The organism is Serinicoccus profundi (assembly GCF_008001015.1).
Taxonomy (GTDB): Bacteria; Actinomycetota; Actinomycetes; order Actinomycetales; family Dermatophilaceae; genus Ornithinicoccus; species Ornithinicoccus profundi.
Window position 1 is genome coordinate 58,402 of record NZ_CP042862.1, and the last position, 14,279, is coordinate 72,680.

15 protein-coding genes are annotated in these 14,279 nt (G+C 70.6%); 5 read left to right on the forward strand and 10 right to left on the reverse strand.

The annotated features are described in order from the left end of the window. Window positions 1-64: 64 nt before the first annotated feature. Window positions 65-1,495 carry a sodium:solute symporter family protein gene (locus FA582_RS00245; protein ID WP_010147344.1) on the forward strand — a complete coding sequence of 477 codons (1,431 nt, stop codon included), beginning with the start codon at window positions 65-67 and terminating at the stop codon, window positions 1,493-1,495. Then, the gene (locus FA582_RS00250; RefSeq protein WP_029540733.1) at window positions 1,495-2,217 is read left to right on the forward strand and encodes an HAD family hydrolase; all 723 of its coding nucleotides are present in this window, start codon (window positions 1,495-1,497) and stop codon (window positions 2,215-2,217) included. Before FA582_RS00245 ends, FA582_RS00250 begins: the two co-directional genes overlap by 1 nt. A 22-nt stretch (window positions 2,218-2,239) precedes the next feature. Here the strand turns inward: FA582_RS00250 and FA582_RS00255 are convergent, their stop codons facing one another. From FA582_RS00255 to FA582_RS00285, 7 genes are all read right to left on the reverse strand, one after another. Next, window positions 2,240-2,728 (reverse strand): SRPBCC family protein, encoded by a 489-nt coding sequence (locus tag FA582_RS00255; RefSeq protein WP_010147342.1) that lies wholly within the window; start codon window positions 2,726-2,728, stop codon window positions 2,240-2,242. A gap of 1 nt (window position 2,729) precedes the next feature. After that, complete coding sequence (locus tag FA582_RS00260) at window positions 2,730-3,056, reverse strand: ArsR/SmtB family transcription factor (RefSeq protein ID WP_010147341.1); 327 nt, start codon at window positions 3,054-3,056, stop codon at window positions 2,730-2,732. Between the two features lie 55 nt (window positions 3,057-3,111). After that, window positions 3,112-3,636, reverse strand: coding sequence for a hypothetical protein (locus FA582_RS00265; protein ID WP_010147340.1), 525 nt, complete (start codon window positions 3,634-3,636; stop codon window positions 3,112-3,114). A 10-nt stretch (window positions 3,637-3,646) separates the two neighbouring features. Next, window positions 3,647-5,611: a hypothetical protein gene (locus tag FA582_RS00270; protein WP_010147338.1), complete on the reverse strand. Its 1,965-nt coding sequence runs from the start codon at window positions 5,609-5,611 to the stop codon at window positions 3,647-3,649. Window positions 5,612-5,619: 8 nt separating this feature from the next. After that, complete coding sequence (locus FA582_RS00275; RefSeq protein ID WP_010147337.1) at window positions 5,620-5,934, reverse strand: hypothetical protein; 315 nt, start codon at window positions 5,932-5,934, stop codon at window positions 5,620-5,622. A 61-nt stretch (window positions 5,935-5,995) separates the two neighbouring features. Next, window positions 5,996-6,877 (reverse strand): universal stress protein, encoded by an 882-nt coding sequence (locus FA582_RS00280; protein ID WP_010147336.1) that lies wholly within the window; start codon window positions 6,875-6,877, stop codon window positions 5,996-5,998. Continuing rightward, the gene (locus FA582_RS00285) at window positions 6,874-8,382 is read right to left on the reverse strand and encodes an amino acid permease (RefSeq protein ID WP_010147335.1); all 1,509 of its coding nucleotides are present in this window, start codon (window positions 8,380-8,382) and stop codon (window positions 6,874-6,876) included. Before FA582_RS00285 ends, FA582_RS00280 begins: the two co-directional genes overlap by 4 nt. A 168-nt stretch (window positions 8,383-8,550) precedes the next feature. Here FA582_RS00285 and FA582_RS00290 point away from each other — a divergent pair, with 168 nt between their 5' ends. Next, window positions 8,551-9,597: an SGNH/GDSL hydrolase family protein gene (locus FA582_RS00290; RefSeq protein ID WP_158640840.1), complete on the forward strand. Its 1,047-nt coding sequence runs from the start codon at window positions 8,551-8,553 to the stop codon at window positions 9,595-9,597. Window positions 9,598-9,604: 7 nt separating this feature from the next. On the opposite strand, the gene FA582_RS00295 is transcribed toward FA582_RS00290, so the two are convergent. Further along, the gene (locus FA582_RS00295; protein ID WP_147899700.1) at window positions 9,605-10,201 is read right to left on the reverse strand and encodes a protein kinase family protein; all 597 of its coding nucleotides are present in this window, start codon (window positions 10,199-10,201) and stop codon (window positions 9,605-9,607) included. Between the two features lie 521 nt (window positions 10,202-10,722). Between FA582_RS00295 and FA582_RS00300 the strand changes: the two genes are divergently transcribed. Then, window positions 10,723-11,103: a DUF2237 family protein gene (locus tag FA582_RS00300; protein ID WP_010147330.1), complete on the forward strand. Its 381-nt coding sequence runs from the start codon at window positions 10,723-10,725 to the stop codon at window positions 11,101-11,103. Window positions 11,104-11,107: 4 nt separating this feature from the next. Here FA582_RS00300 and FA582_RS00305 read toward each other — a convergent pair whose 3' ends face one another. Next, entirely contained in the window at window positions 11,108-11,836 is a 729-nt protein-coding gene (locus FA582_RS00305; RefSeq protein ID WP_010147329.1) for a hypothetical protein, read from the reverse strand. A gap of 246 nt (window positions 11,837-12,082) precedes the next feature. On the opposite strand from FA582_RS00305, the gene FA582_RS16830 reads away from it, so the two are divergent. Then, window positions 12,083-12,361: a DUF1540 domain-containing protein gene (locus FA582_RS16830; protein WP_010147328.1), complete on the forward strand. Its 279-nt coding sequence runs from the start codon at window positions 12,083-12,085 to the stop codon at window positions 12,359-12,361. An 846-nt stretch (window positions 12,362-13,207) separates the two neighbouring features. Here the strand turns inward: FA582_RS16830 and FA582_RS00315 are convergent. Next, entirely contained in the window at window positions 13,208-14,233 is a 1,026-nt protein-coding gene (locus FA582_RS00315) for an endonuclease/exonuclease/phosphatase family protein (protein WP_010147326.1), read from the reverse strand. Window positions 14,234-14,279: the final 46 nt, after the last annotated feature.

Below are 14,279 nucleotides of genomic sequence, written 5' to 3' on the forward strand. Positions count from 1 at the left end.
GCGGTTTGATAGACGCGAACGACGGCCGACCCCGGCCGTGCCGGCCGCAGTGTGGAGGTCCCCCATGCAACCCGTGCACGTGACGATCCTGGTGCTCTACCTCGTGATGATGGTGGGCATCGGGCTCTGGTTCAGCCGACGGAAGTACACCTCGACCGGTGACGACTTCCTCTTCGCCGGGCGCAGCCTGCCTCGGCCGGTGATGATCGGCACGCTGCTCGCCACCTGGGTCGGGTCGGGCACGATCATCGGCGGGGCGAGCTTCGCCTACACCTACGGCCCCCTCGCCTCGATCTTCTTCATGGCCGGCACGCCGGTCGGCATCGTGGTGCTCTACTTCATCGCCAAGCGGGTCCGCCGCTCCAGCGCGCATACCGTCCCGGAGCTCCTAGAGCGCAAGTACGGCGTCACCGTGCGCATCATCGCGGCGCTCATCACGATCCTGGCCTACACCGGCATCACCGCCTACCAGTTCACCGGCGGCGGCTACATCATCAGCGTCATCACCCCGCTCTCCCCGCAGGGCGGCGCGATCCTCGTCGCCGTCATCATCACGCTGCTCGCCGTCGGCGGTGGGCTGCGCTCGGTCGCCTGGAGCGACTTCGTCTCGGCGCTGGTCATCGTCGCCAGCCTCTTCATCGCGCTGCCGCTCATCCTCGGCGGGGAGATCGGCGGCTGGGGCGACTACTGGCAGGGCATGCCCGAGACGCATACGACCCTCTCCGGCGGTCTGCCGGCGCTGGCCCTGCTGGGCTACTTCCTGCCGCTCTTCCTGCTCATCCTGGCCGACCAGAACATGTACCAGCGGCTCGGCGCGGCCAAGACCGAGGACGAGGCCAAGCAGGCGACCGCCGGCTTCTTCTTCTCCAGCTTCCTCGTGACCGTGCCGGTGGCGCTGCTCGGCTCTGCCGCCGTGGTGCTGCTGCCGGACATCGCGCCGGACACCGCGATCCTCTCCCTCGCCGGTGAGGGCTTTCTGCCCGTGGTCGTCGGCGGCCTGCTGCTCGGCGGGGCGCTCGCCTTCATCATCACGTCCGGCTCCTCCTTCCTCCTCTCCGGCGCCGGCAACGTCGTCTACGACGCCGTGCAGCGGATGATGGGGGTCGACCTCGACGAGCGTGGCCGGCTCAAGGTCCACCGGCTCGCGGTGCTGGGCATCGCCCTCATCGCCTACGTCCTGGGCCGTTTCTTCCCCACCGTGCTCGAGCTGCAGCTCTACTCCTACACGGTGTATGGCGTGGCGCTGGCGCCGCCGGTGCTGGCGATCTTCTTTTGGCAGCGGGCGACGAAGTGGGGCGCCATCGCGTCGATGACCGTGGCCGTCGTCCTCACCATCACCTGGGAGCAGCTGGGCCGCCCCGGTGACCTCCACTCGGTCCTCGTCTCGCTGCCGGTCACCCTGGTGACGCTGGCCGTGGTCAGCCTCCTCACGCCGGGGGCGCGGCGGTCGGTCGAGGACCACCCGGTCGCGGTCGGTGAGGGTGAGGCGAGGTGATGCGGCTGCAGGATTACCGCGCGCTGAGCTTCGACGTCTACGGCACGCTCATCGACTGGGAGGCCGGCATCGGCGCGGTGCTCACCCCCTGGGCGGCCGAGGTCGGCCTGGAGCTCGACGAGGAGACCCTGCTCCGGGACTATGCCCGGCACGAGGCCGACGTGGAGCGTGAGCACCCGCAGTCGCTCTACCCGGAGGTCCTCGCGCAGGCGTTCACCCGGACGGGGCAGGCGCTGGGCGCCGAGGTCGACGAGACGTGGGCGGCCCGACTCGGCGCCTCGGTGCCTGACTGGCCGGCCTTCGAGGACTCCCGGGAGTCACTGGCCGCCCTGGCCGAGCACTTCCAGCTCATCATCCTGTCCAACGTGCACCGTGAGGGCTTCGAGGCCAGCAACCGTCGGCTCGCCACGACGCCCGCGGCCGTGGTCACGGCCGAGGACGTCGGGGCCTACAAGCCGGCCGAGCCGCACTTCGCGGCGCTCGACTCCACCCTGCGCGAGCTCGGGATCGCCCGGGAGGAGCACCTGCACGTCGCGCAGAGCCTCTTCCACGACCACGTGCCCGCGGCCCGGCACGGGGTGGACTCGGTCTGGATCAACCGCCGCCACGCCCGCCCCGGCTGGGGTGCGACGCCCGAGCCGGAGGGGCGGTGGACCTACCTGGCGGAGTACCCCTCGATGGAGGCCTTCGCCCGGGCGGTCCGGGAGGACGAGCACATCTGAGGCGTGCTGGGCAGCCCTGCCCTCAGGCCGCCAGGAAGGCGTCGATCTGGTTGATCGACTCGGTCGCGCCCTCCTCGACACCCATGTCGAGCACCTGCTGGAGGCCCTCGGCGGTCTCGTAGACCGAGGTGAAGGTCGCGCGGGTGCCGCCGTCGACCTCCTCGAACGCGTAGGTGTTGCGGGACACCGGCATCCCCTCGGCCGGCGACCAGGTCTCCGCGTCGGCGAAGCGGTCCTCGAAGGTGAAGCTGCGACCGGCGTCGACGCCGGTGATGTCCCACAGGCCGGCGTACTTCTCGCCCTCGGGGCCGGTCATGTAGTACTTCGAGGTCCGCCCCTCGGCGAGCTCGTGGTCGACGAAGGTCGCCGGGTGCGAGGGCGGGCCGAAGACCTGCTCCAGCTGGCGCGGGTCGGCATACAGCTCCCACACACGCTCGACCGGTGCCGCGAACTCCGCGGTGATCGTGATGCTGCGGTGGTCGGTGTCGGTGGTCACGTCGGTGACGGGCATGTCAGTGCTCCTCGAGAAAGGTGTCCATGCGATCGATGCGGCCGCGCCAGAGGTGCTCCAGCTCGGCGAGCATCGAGGAGACCGAGCGGACGGCCTCCACGTCGCCGCTGGCCAGCTGTTCCCGGCCCCGACGACGCTTGGTGAGCAGGCCGGCGCGCTCCAGCACGGCGACATGCTTCTGGACGGCGGCGAAGCTCATGTCATAGCTCGCCGCCAGGGCCGACACCGAGTGCTCCCCGGCCAGCACGCGGCGCAGGATGTCGCGCCTCGTGCGGTCGGCGAGCGCGTGGAACATCGCGTCCGCGCGGTCCTCGGTGGGTCGATCCATGAAGACAACATACAACCAATCAGTTGTATGTTGCAACTGTGCTCTCCCTGCCCCCTCAGCCGGGCAGCGGTGGCTCGCGGTGCTCGCCGAAGCGGTCCCAGTCGCCGAAGGTGATCATCGGCACCCAGTGGGCGGAGACGTCGACCCCGGTGAACTCCTCGACCTTGGCCGCCGGCTCACCCTTGACGGCGAAGTAGGAACGGGCCCGCCCGTCGGGCTGGAAGAGCAGGGACGTGTGCGCCTTGGAGTCGCGGAGCGAGAGCCACGTGTCCTGGCCGTCGGGGTAGACCGTGACCACGACCTCCCGGAGGAACAGGTCGCCGGGACGGTCGGCGTCCTCGTCGAAGTGATACTTCTTCACCTCCGAGCCGAACCAGTCGTAGAACACGGCGCCGACATACATCCCGTCGGGGTTGATCTTCAGCGTGTAGTCCGGCACCACGCCACCCGAGGCCTCGGCGACCTTGCTCACCGAGAAGGACGGTCCGTCGACGAAGCGGGAGCGCGCCTGCCGCTCGCTGATCTCGCTGATCGGCTTGCGCAGGACCGGGTGCCAGTCCCGTCCGTAGCGGTAGGTCATCGCTGCCTTCTCAGGGGTAGAGGTGTGCGGTGTAGTCGAAACCGTTGATGTCGATGATATGGACGCCGTTCTCGAAGGCGTACTCCGCCACCTCGTCGGGGATGCTCCCCCCGGCCTGCGGCGGCACCTGAAGGACCATCTCGCCCTGCAGCCGCTGACCGGCCAGCCCGGACATCTGCGTCGAGGGCACGTCGGCGACCGTCGCGCCGTCGGGGTACTTCGTGACCAGCTCGTCGATGTAGCCGAACGCCGTGGTCGGCTGCACGTCGCCGAGCTGGGTGAGCTTGCGGGAGATGATCTGATCGCCGGGCACGTAGCTGTCCAGCCGGACGTAGCCTGACCCGCCGGGCGCCTGAAGGTAGACCTGGTTGTGCGGGTAGTTCGGGGTCATGTAGGTGTCGAACCTGTTGCCCGCCAGCATGTTCTGCAGCCAGGGCCGGTCGCCGAAGCGGCGCAGCTCGGCCGGGGTGAGAAAGGCGTCGGTGGTGAAGTTGGCGGCATCGGCCAGCTCGTCGGCCGAGGCAGCCGGCCGACCACCCGGGAGCAACCGTCCGACGTCGGTGCCGCTGGCGGCCAGCCGCTCGATGGAGGCGAGCTCCTCGACCGTGAGAGCGCGCTTGACCCACTTGCCGCCGACGGCGAACCACCCGACGACCGGCACCGCCCCGGCATACGACAGCCCGGCGTCGACGTAGTTGCCCTCGGCGGTGTACCAGAGGCCGTTGAGCACGTCGGCCGGCTCACCGACGAGCGGCACCATCCCCAGGACGTCGAGGAGGATGTGACCGGCCTGGGCGTACCACGGCGGCCGGTTCTCCTCGGCGATCCGGGCCTCCCGCTCGATCGCCGCGATCGACCCCTCGAGGTCCTCGACCAGCCCCGGCTGCCAGGCGTCGGCGCCCTCCACCGGCGGTGCCATCAGCCCGGTCTGGAGCCCGGCGACCAGCTGGGAGACGGCATACTCGTCCATCCCGCGCAGACGCAGCGTCTCCCACAGCCGGGCGTTGACCTGCACCGTGCCGTCGTCGGTCTCCACCGTCACGGTCTCGCCCTCGGCGAAGACCTGCCGCAGCGCCTCGGGGTTGTTGCCCATGCCCTGGTAGAGCCCCCCGAACGGGTCCGTCACCAGGTTGGTGGCGGGGCTCTTGCTCGGGTCGGGATCGAAGACGAACCCCATGGAGGTCCAGTACTCCGCCCCGTCGTCGCCCTCCAGGTCGACCATGCGGTCGTGGACGGTCGTGAGCAGCTCGGTGGAGAAGGTGCCCCGCGAGATCACCAGGGACAGGCGCTGCGCGCGGCCGCTGAACTGCGGCGCCTGCTCGATGGCGTCGGCCCAGGCCTCGCTCATCCCGGGCACCTCCAGGTCGCCCTCGCCCTGGGAGGCCAGTCCGTAGGTCATCCCCAGGCCGTTGAGCAAGGCGTCGTAGCGACCGTCGAAATCGGTGGCCTCCTCCTCGGTACGCGCGTGGAACTCGCGGTAGGAGTTGATGCTCTGGAGGTACTGGTCCAGGGTCGAGGGCGAGACCCGGCCCGCCACGGCCGCGGCGAAGTAGGGGTCGTGGGCATGCTCGGCGAGGATCTCCAGCAGCCGAGGGTCGATGTCCTGCGGGTCGGTGAACTCCGCCGGCGTCATGAGCACCTCGACCTCCTCGGCCAAGGAGTCCACCTCGGCCTGCGACAGGTCGCTGACATAGCTCTCGTCGATCTCCACGACGCCGACGCCGGGTATGCCGGGGGTGCTGCCTGCGATGAGGCGCGCCAGCGCGAGGCGACGGTCGAGGTCGCGGATCCGGTCGCTCATCCACGTCCAGATGGCGGAGCCGAAGTCCACCTGCGCGACGGACCCGGTGCCGATGAGGACCTGGTCCAGCCGTCCCCTGATGGTGCTGACGTCGGAGGGGAGGTCGTCATGGGCCGACCTCATGTCACTGACGAGGTCCTCCATCGCCCCGATGTCGATGCTGACGAGTGTCACCGCGACCCCTACCGCGGTCCCATGCGCTGCCAGCGCACCTGCCAGGCGGTCGACTCCACCCGCTCCGGCTGTCCGGCGATGACCCGGTCGAAGTCGTCGAGCGCCTCGGGACCGGCGTCGGTGAGCTTGCTCCGGTAGGTGTCGAGCTCGCCGGAGAAGTCCTCACCCATCGGGCCCTGCCAGGCTCCGGAGTCCATCGCGCGCCGCGCGGCGCGCAGGGCGTCCTCCAGGCGCGAGGCCGGGCCGACGCACGCAGCCCGGGCGCTGCGGACCGCATCCTTGTAGGTGTTGTCGACCATGACGACCTCGTCCTCGCCCGACATGTGCCCCTCCTCGGTGCCAGCCGTCAGCCTGTCGACGGGTCACGCTAGCGGCGGTGCCGCGTCACGGGACGACGACGACCGGCACCGGGGAGTGGCGCAGGATCTTGGAGGCGCTCGAGCCGAGGAAGACCTGGCTCATCCGGTGGGTCGAGCTGGAGCCCACGACGAGGACGTCGCCCCGGTCCCAGTCCAGGCTGTCCATCGCCACCCCCCAGCTGCGGCCGACGGCGACCGACAGCTGCAGCCCGTCGCCGACGCCGAGCTCGAGCAGATGCTCGCGCGCCTTGGCCTGCTCCGCGCCGGCCGTCTCCACGCGGTGGGCCAGCACCATGTCCTCGGCGCCGCTGACCCGGGGTGGGTACATGGTGCGGGTGCGGACCGCGAAGGTCACGACCCGCAGCGACGCCTCGGTGCGCAGGGCGATCGCGGCGACCTGTCGCATGAGTGCCCAGGTCGGGTCGTCACCGCGGAAGGCGAGGGTGACGCGGTGCACCGTGCTCCCTGCCCCGGCCTCGTAGCCACGAGGGGCGACGGCGACGGGCACCGTCGAGGAGTGCAGGAGGCGGTCGGTCTTGCTGGTGATGCCGATGCGACCGTGCGCCACGTCCTCGCCGGAGCCGACGACGAGCAGGTCGGCACCGTGCGCCCCGGCGTGCTCCAGCAGGACAGGTGGGACGGAGCGGCCCGAGACCCACCGGGCGTCGCTCGGCACGTCATCGTGCTCGCTCAGGTATGCGGTCGCCGCGGTGACCGCGGCCTCACCCTCCTCAGCGGCCCAGCGCTCGAACTCGCGGTCGGTGTCGCCCGCGACGGCGGTCGGCCAGCCCTGGGGGACCACGGTGAGGGCGTGCACCTCGGTCCGGTCGGACCTGGCCAGCTGGCAGGCCAGGTCCAGGGCACCCAGGTCCTCACGGTGCGGGCTGTAGCCGACCAGGATGCTCATACGCTCTCGGTCTCCTCGTCGCCGCGGCTCTCGGCGATCTGCTCGAGGTCGGTGATGGTGTTGAGCGCGGCATGGCGCCGGCCGTAGGCGAAGTAGAAGATCACCACGACGAGCAGCCAGCTCGCGAAGATGAGCCAGGTCAGCGCGGGGAGTCCGAGGACGATCCACACGCAGATCAGCACGGTGAGCAGGGGCGTCACCGGGTAGCCGGGGATGCGGAACGGTCGCTCCAGGTCGGGGTGGGTGCGGCGCAGCACCACCACGCCGATGGCCACGGCGGAGAACGCCACGAGGGTCCCGATCGACACGGTGTCCCACAGGTAGTCGGCGGGGACGAAACCGGCGATCACCGCGATGACGACCGCCGCGACCACCGTGTTGAAGTTGGGGGTCAGCGTGGTCGGGTTGACCTTGGTGAACCGTCTGGAGATCAGTCCGTCGCGACCGATCGCGAACAGGATGCGGGTCTGGCCGTAGAGCGTGACCAGGGTGACCGAGAAGATCGAGATCACCGCGCCCGCGGCGAGGACGGTGCCCCATACCGCGGTGCCGGTCACGTCGTTGAGGATCTGTGACAGGCCCGCGCTCTGGGCCTCCTCGGTCGCGAACCAGGCGGGCTCCTTGGCCGCGATCCCGGCGAAGGCCACCAGCAGGTAGACGGTGGTGACGATGATCAGGGCGCCGATGATGGCCCGGGGCAGCGCCTTCTGCGGGTTCTTGACCTCTTCACCGGCGGTGGCCACGGCGTCCAGACCGATGAAGGAGAAGAAGATCGTGCCTGCGGCGGCCGTGATCCCGCCGACCCCCGAGCCGAAGAAGTTGCTGAAGTTGTCGGCGTTGAACCCGGTGATGGCGATGATGATGAAGAGCACGAGCACGCCGAGCTTGGTGATCACCATGATCGCGTTGACACGCGCGGACTCCGTCGCACCGCGTATCAGCAGGAGCATGCAGAGCAGGACCAGCACTACCGCGGGCAGGTTGACGAACCCCCCGGTCGCGAGGCCGTCCTCGCCCGGCACGAAGGATGTGGACAGCGCCGCGGGCAGCTGGAAGCCCAGCGTGGAGGAGAGGAGCTCGTTGAAGTAGCCGCTCCACCCCACCGAGACCGCGGAGGTGGCCACGCCATACTCCAGCAGCACGCAACCAGCGATCAGGACGGCGACGAACTCACCCATCGCGTGGTAGGCGTAGGAGTAGGTCGAGCCGCTGACCGGGATCGAACTGGCCAGCTCGGCGTAGCACAGTGCTGACAGGCCAGCGGCGAGGCCAGCGAGGAGGAAGCTGACGATGACGCCTGGGCCGGCCTCCGGCACCGACTCGCTGAGCACGAAGAAGATCCCGGTGCCCACCGTCGCGCCGACCCCGAACATCATCAGCTGGAAGGTCGTCAGGGTGCGTCCGAGCTCCTCGCCCGGATGGTGGTGCTTGCGAAACACGATCGGCTTGCGCCGCCGGAGCTGCTCTCCCAGCGACAGGTGTGCGGCGTGCCCAGTTGTGGCCATGGGGCGATCCCCTCGTGTGATCAGGTGGGCGGTAACCTACTCCTGGGTCGGGACTGCTGCAACAGCGGAACTCGCGGGAGTCGGCCACCTCAGATCGCAGCAGATGTCGTCCACCGCACCCCGGCGCGATCAGGTGACGTGGTCGGCCGGTTGTGCTTGCATGAGCGCATGTCAACGACGACACGGACCAGCCTGGCCGCCCTCTGCGCCACCGCCCTCGCGGGCACCCTCGCCGCCGCACCCACCCAGGCGGTGGACAGCACCGACTACGTCGCCCTCGGCGACAGCTTCTCCGCCGGCACCGGCACCTTCGCCCGCACCGACTCCTGCTACCGCTCGCCCTACGGATATCCCGTCCTCGTCGCGGGCCAGCAGGGGCTCGCCCTGGACTACCAGGCCTGCTCCGGCGCCGACACTTCCGACGTGCTGGCCGACCAGCTCGGCACGCTGAGTCCCGGGACCGCGCACGTGTCGATGACGATCGGCGGCAACGACGTCGGCTTCGCCGACGTGCTCACCGAGTGCGCGCTCCCCGGCTGGGTCAGCGACTGCGACGGCGAGATCGACGACAGCCTGGTCACCCTGCGCACCCAGCTGCCGGGTCGTCTCGACCAGGTCTACGGCGAGATCGCGGACCGGGCGCCCAACGCTCAGGTGGCGATCGCCGGCTACCCCTACCTCTTCAACGGCCAGGACTGCTCCTTCGCGACCTTCTTCTCCGGGCGCGAGATGTCCCGGCTCAACGCCGGTACCGCCGAGCTGGACCGCCTCATCGACGCCCGCTCCGGCGCCGCCGGGTTCACCTACGTCGAGGTCCGCGACGACTTCGCCGGCCACGCGGTGTGCGACAGCCAGGCGTGGATCAACAACCTGACCTTCCCGGTCGACGAGTCCTTCCACCCCAACCGCGCCGGCAACCGGGCGTATGCCGCGGCGATCACCCCCGCGCTCGGCGTCACCTCGTCGACCGCCTCGCGGATGGCGACGCCTCAGGCCGAGCCCGCGTCGACCCCGAGCCTGCGGGCCCAGGCCGACGCCGTGCTCGACCTGCAGCTCACCAGCGACCGCAACCTGCGCCGGGCCGCGACGGCCGGGGTGAACCCCGGTGAGGTCACCCGCGCCGTCGCCAAGCTGCGCAGCGGCAACGAGCGGGTCGTCCGGACCGGGCTCGCCGACCTGCAGGCCCTCGACGCCGAGCTCGCGGCGCGCGACTGACCTCAGATCAAAGAACGTCGACCAACTGCTCCATCCGGTCGGCCTGGCGCGCGAGCTGGCGCCGGTACACGTCCTCCCGGGCATGTCCCCGCAGAACCGTCAGGCGCCTGGTCGAGCCGCTCATCAGCCAGCCGTGAGCCAGCAAGAGTTGCTCTGCGGGTTCCAGCGTGCCCGGCAGTCTCGACCAGACCCGCAGGATGTCGTCGACTGTCCGTCGGGGATCGCGGGAGAAGAGGTGGAGCTTCGCGGCGTCGATCATCACCGGAGCCTCGCCGGAGTGCTCCCAGTCGACCAGGCGGTACCCGCCCGGCCCCTCGAGGACGTTCGAAGCCACGAGGTCACCATGGCTCCAGGAGACGGCGACGGTCTTGTGATGCTGCGCGAGCAGTTCGGACACTCGGCCCTCGACGCGTCGCTGGACGAGTCCCGCGGCGGCAGTCCGGGCCCACCGGAGGGCGAAGACCTCGCCCCACTCATCGCGGACGGAGACCTCGCGCAGACCGTATGACCTGTGCACAGCCCCGAGCCGGTGCAGCAGGTGAGGCGCGGCGACGGCCAGTCGACCGGTGCCGACCAGCGGGGAGCCGTCGACCCAGTCCTCCACGAGATAGGCGAGCCTGCGGTCGAGCCTGCCGTGCGCTCGCAGCGGAGGGACGAGGTCAGGGTCTACCGCTGAGACGACCTCATGGGCTCGGACAGCTCGAGAGATGCCACCGTTCGCGTCCCCTGGCTGGATCGCCAAGGTGAGGCGCGACCGCTGGTAGCCGGCCCGCAGCTTGACCTCCGCACGCAGGTCGAACTTGGCCAGGACGATGACATCCGCGGCCACCTTCGCGCTGTGGACGTGCACCTCGTCGGCTGGCCAGTCACCCTGCGCCGAGCGCGGGATCAGGGACACTCTCCGGGGGTCGATCCTCGGTGTCATCAAGGTGCGCCCGTGGGCGACCAGGCGACGAGGGCGCGTGGCTGCGGGAAGCAGGGCCTCGGTGCGCTCGGCGCGGCGGACAGCCTTGAGTGCCAGGTTGTTCCGGTCCGGCATGGTCGCCCCTCTCCTGGCGGTTCCAACCAGTCAATCGGGGCAAGAGGAGAGGACCATGAGAGGAGACCGCCTGCCATGCTGGGCGCATGCGGAACGTGCTCGGCTCGCCCCTGGAGGAGTGCGGCCTGGACCCGGTGACCGGATTCACCCGGTCCGGGGGCTGCGAGGTCACCCCGGACGATGCCGGGATCCACGGGATCTGCGCGGTGGTGACCGAGGACTTCCTGGCCCACCAGTTCTCCGTCGGCAACGACCTGCTCACGCCCCGCCCCGCCTGGGGCTTCCCCGGGCTGACGCCCGGCGACCGCTGGTGCGTGGTCGCGCTGCGCTGGCTGCAGGCGCACCAGGCCGGTCACGCCGCGCCGGTGGTGCTCGCCAGCACCCACGAGCGGGTGCTCGAGGTCGTCCCCCTCGACCTGCTGCAGCGGTATGCCGTGGACGTGCCGGACGACCTCTCGGGCCTCTAGCCGTTCACGGCGTGGTCGGCCCCGCCCCGGGCCCGGACTCTGCCGCGGGCTCGGGCTCCGCGGCACGCCGCGACACCGACAGCAGCATGAGCCCGCCGAGCAGGTCGAGCACCCCGATGACGAGCAGCATGATCGTCAGGACGCCGGTGTCGCCGGCCATGAGCCTCGGGGCGGTGAAGAGGAGGATGACGATGGCGAGGGCGAGGTAGAACCAGCCGCGTCGGCGCAGGCTCGCGGGGTTGCGCCGGGCGAGCTCGGCGGCCGACAGTCGGGTGGGGCCCGCCTGCTCGGCCGGCTCCGGCTCCGCGACCGGGTGCGCGAGGGTGCCGTCGAAGTCGCTGCGGGTCTGGTGGTCGTAGGCCTCGTAGCCCGTCTCGTCGGCCACGATCTCCACGGCGCGGCGGGCCTGGGAGTGCACCCGGTCGAGGTCGTCGTGCTCGCCGTCGGGCAGGCTCACCGACGCCGACCGGTCGAAGAGCTCCACCTGCAGGCCGGTCTGCGTCGCGGTGAGCTCGCCGTAGACGTCACCCCCGGTCTCCTCGGCGACCCACGTCTCGATCTCACCGTCCAGGACCTCGCGCAGGCGCAGCTCGATGCGGCGGAAGGTCTCGACACCGGTCGTCAGCGCCTGGGCGTCGGCCTCGGTCGCGGTGTCGTCGGCGTCGGCCTCCGCGAGCGCGTCGTCCCAGTCCTGGCCGGGGCTCCGGCGGCACAGCGTGATGTCGTAGCTCATGGCGGCTCATCCTGCCCGGCCCGGGGTCCGCCTGACAAAAAGGGCACCTCAGCGGCACTCACGATATCCGTCACCGGAGCGTGCCGATATCCGCGCGGCATAACGAGAATGCGGCTGACAGGCATTCTGGAATGTCGGCCTTTCCTATCTCTGATCAGGCACGATGATCTTGTGGGAGCGGATCGCACGGCCCTACCGTCGTTCTCAGTCGCTTCATCCCGGAACGACGTGAAAGGACGATTCCTCATGGCCACCATGACCGCTGTCAGTGCCTGCGCCGCCACCTCCTGCGCCTACAACAACGACGGGTGCAGCGCCGAGGCCGTCACCATCACCGCCGACTCCGGCGCCTCGTGCGGCACCTTCATCGAGCTCGACGTGCGGGGCGGCCTGCCCGTGGCCCAGGGTCACGTCGGCGCCTGCCAGCGCCTGGAGTGCGTGCACAACTCCGACCTCATGTGCACCGCCGAGGCGATCACCGTCGGCGGCGACACCGCCAGCTGCCAGACCTACGCCGCGAGCTGACCCCCAGCCGCCGATCGCCACCTCGAGCTCCTCGAGCGTGGTGACCGGCAGGTCGAAGGGCACGAAGACCGCGCGCGTGCGCTGGTCCTGCACCTCGATCCATGTGCAGCCCGTGCTGTCGACATCGGCGAGCAGGGTCTGACCGGCGAACGGGCGCACCGAGGCTGGGGTGGGCTGGCCGTGCGCGACTACGCCCCGGCGATGTCCGGCGACCACCTCGGCCGCCACGCGCGCCGTGCGATCGCCGCCCATACGCTGGACGATCTCCCGGCACTCCCACTCCTCCTGCGGCGCCGGGAACGTGCTCTGCCGCCCGTCGACGACCTCGGCGAAGGGCAGGGCGCTCACCCCGCCCTGGTCGTGCAGCACGACCCGGTCCAGGCTCACGAGCGCGACCTGGGCACCGGCGTCCGCTGCCCAGGCGATCGCCCGCGGCAGCGACCCGCGCGAGCAGAGGTCGGCGGCCTCCGCGGCGCTCACCGCTCGCACGTGGGCCAGGGCGTGCAGGCTCGCGGTCGAGACCCGTAGCCGCGGGTCGGCGCCGTGCTGGTCGATGCGCAGCCGCACGTCCACACCGGCGTCGCCCAGCTCGGGACGGTCGGTCGGGAGGGCCACGGCGAGCAGGCCGTCGGCGGTCAGTCCGTGGGCGAGGACCGGGTGCGACCGATCGGGGTCGTGGCGGTAGGCCACCAGGGCGGCATGCCCGGCGCCCTCCAGCAGCCGGGACGCGGTCGAGCGGGTCGTGGCGCCGCGCAGGTCGTGGCGCAGCGGTGTCGAGGGGCTCGTCATGAGGTAAGGATAACCTCACCCGAATAGAGATGACACCCCTGCGCGTATACCTCCGCGTCAGGCCGGCCGGTGCGCGAAGCGCACGAGCACGATCCCGTGGTCGGCGGTGCCGTCCGAGCGGTGGTCCTTGGTGTTGAGGTGGTCGTTGAAGATCACGAGCCCGTCGAAGAGCCAGCGCCTGCGGCGCGAGTGGTCGTAGAACTGCTCGGAGACGAGCACGTGGTCCAGCGACTCGCGCAGGTCCTGGTAGACGTGGGTGTAGTAGACGTCCCGGGTGTCGCGGTACTCCTGCAGGGTCTGCGCGGTGTAGAGCGCGTTGTCACCCCCGCCGCGGGAGTCCCCGACGAGGTAGCGGGGCTGCTCGGTGAGGATGTTGAGGGTGTTGGAGTGCTGCCCGTCGTTGAGGTCGCCCAGCACGATGACCGGGGTGACCGTGCCCTTGAGCTGCGCGGTGAGCAGCACCCGGAGGGCGGCGGCCTCGGCGGTCCGACGGATCGTCGACAGCGCCGCCCCGAGCGCGGTGGTGTGCGCCTGGTAACGGTCACGGTCGGCGGCATACCACCCCTCGCGCCAGATCTGGGTCGGTGCCTTGGACTTGAAGTGGCAGACGTAGACCGCCGTCGCCGGCTCGTCCTCGCGGGGTGCGATCTCGAAGTGCAGCACCGGGCGGGAGAAGCCGCGGATCCCGACGGCGATCTGCGGGGTCTGCGGGTCCTCGCCGGAGGACGTCAGCCGCAGGTCGTCGGGGAAGTCCTCGATCCACCGGGCCGAGCCCGGCACGAGCAGCCCGCGCCGCACCAGCGCCGCGCAGACGATGCGCTCGCCGGTCGCGGGCGCGGCCAGCACGTCGTACTCCTCCGCCAGGCCCGACTGGGTGAGCACGTCGGTCAGCGCGTCGGCATGCCAGAGCTCCTGCACCCCGAGGACGTCCGGGGCGAGCTCGCGCAGCATCCGCGCCGACCAGGCGACCTTGGCGGCATACTCCTCGCTGCTCCACCCGTCGACGTCGCGGTACATCGGGCCGCCGGGCAGGTTGAGGTTGTAGAGGTTGAACGTCGCGACGGACAGGGTCGACCGGTTCATGGTGCGCCTCCTGCGGCTCGGGTCCTCGCGGTGTGCCTGGGCTCAC

Coding starts and splice junctions, on each gene's coding strand:
- FA582_RS00245 (WP_010147344.1), top strand. CDS start 65: ATGCAACCCGTGCACGTGACGATCCTGGTGCTCTACCTCGTGATGATG.
- FA582_RS00250 (WP_029540733.1), top strand. CDS start 1,495: ATGCGGCTGCAGGATTACCGCGCGCTGAGCTTCGACGTCTACGGCACG.
- FA582_RS00255 (WP_010147342.1), bottom strand. CDS start 2,728: ATGCCCGTCACCGACGTGACCACCGACACCGACCACCGCAGCATCACG.
- FA582_RS00260 (WP_010147341.1), bottom strand. CDS start 3,056: ATGGATCGACCCACCGAGGACCGCGCGGACGCGATGTTCCACGCGCTC.
- FA582_RS00265 (WP_010147340.1), bottom strand. CDS start 3,636: ATGACCTACCGCTACGGACGGGACTGGCACCCGGTCCTGCGCAAGCCG.
- FA582_RS00275 (WP_010147337.1), bottom strand. CDS start 5,934: ATGTCGGGCGAGGACGAGGTCGTCATGGTCGACAACACCTACAAGGAT.
- FA582_RS00280 (WP_010147336.1), bottom strand. CDS start 6,877: ATGAGCATCCTGGTCGGCTACAGCCCGCACCGTGAGGACCTGGGTGCC.
- FA582_RS00285 (WP_010147335.1), bottom strand. CDS start 8,382: ATGGCCACAACTGGGCACGCCGCACACCTGTCGCTGGGAGAGCAGCTC.
- FA582_RS00290 (WP_158640840.1), top strand. CDS start 8,551: ATGTCAACGACGACACGGACCAGCCTGGCCGCCCTCTGCGCCACCGCC.
- FA582_RS00300 (WP_010147330.1), top strand. CDS start 10,723: ATGCGGAACGTGCTCGGCTCGCCCCTGGAGGAGTGCGGCCTGGACCCG.
- FA582_RS00305 (WP_010147329.1), bottom strand. CDS start 11,836: ATGAGCTACGACATCACGCTGTGCCGCCGGAGCCCCGGCCAGGACTGG.
- FA582_RS16830 (WP_010147328.1), top strand. CDS start 12,083: ATGGCCACCATGACCGCTGTCAGTGCCTGCGCCGCCACCTCCTGCGCC.
- FA582_RS00315 (WP_010147326.1), bottom strand. CDS start 14,233: ATGAACCGGTCGACCCTGTCCGTCGCGACGTTCAACCTCTACAACCTC.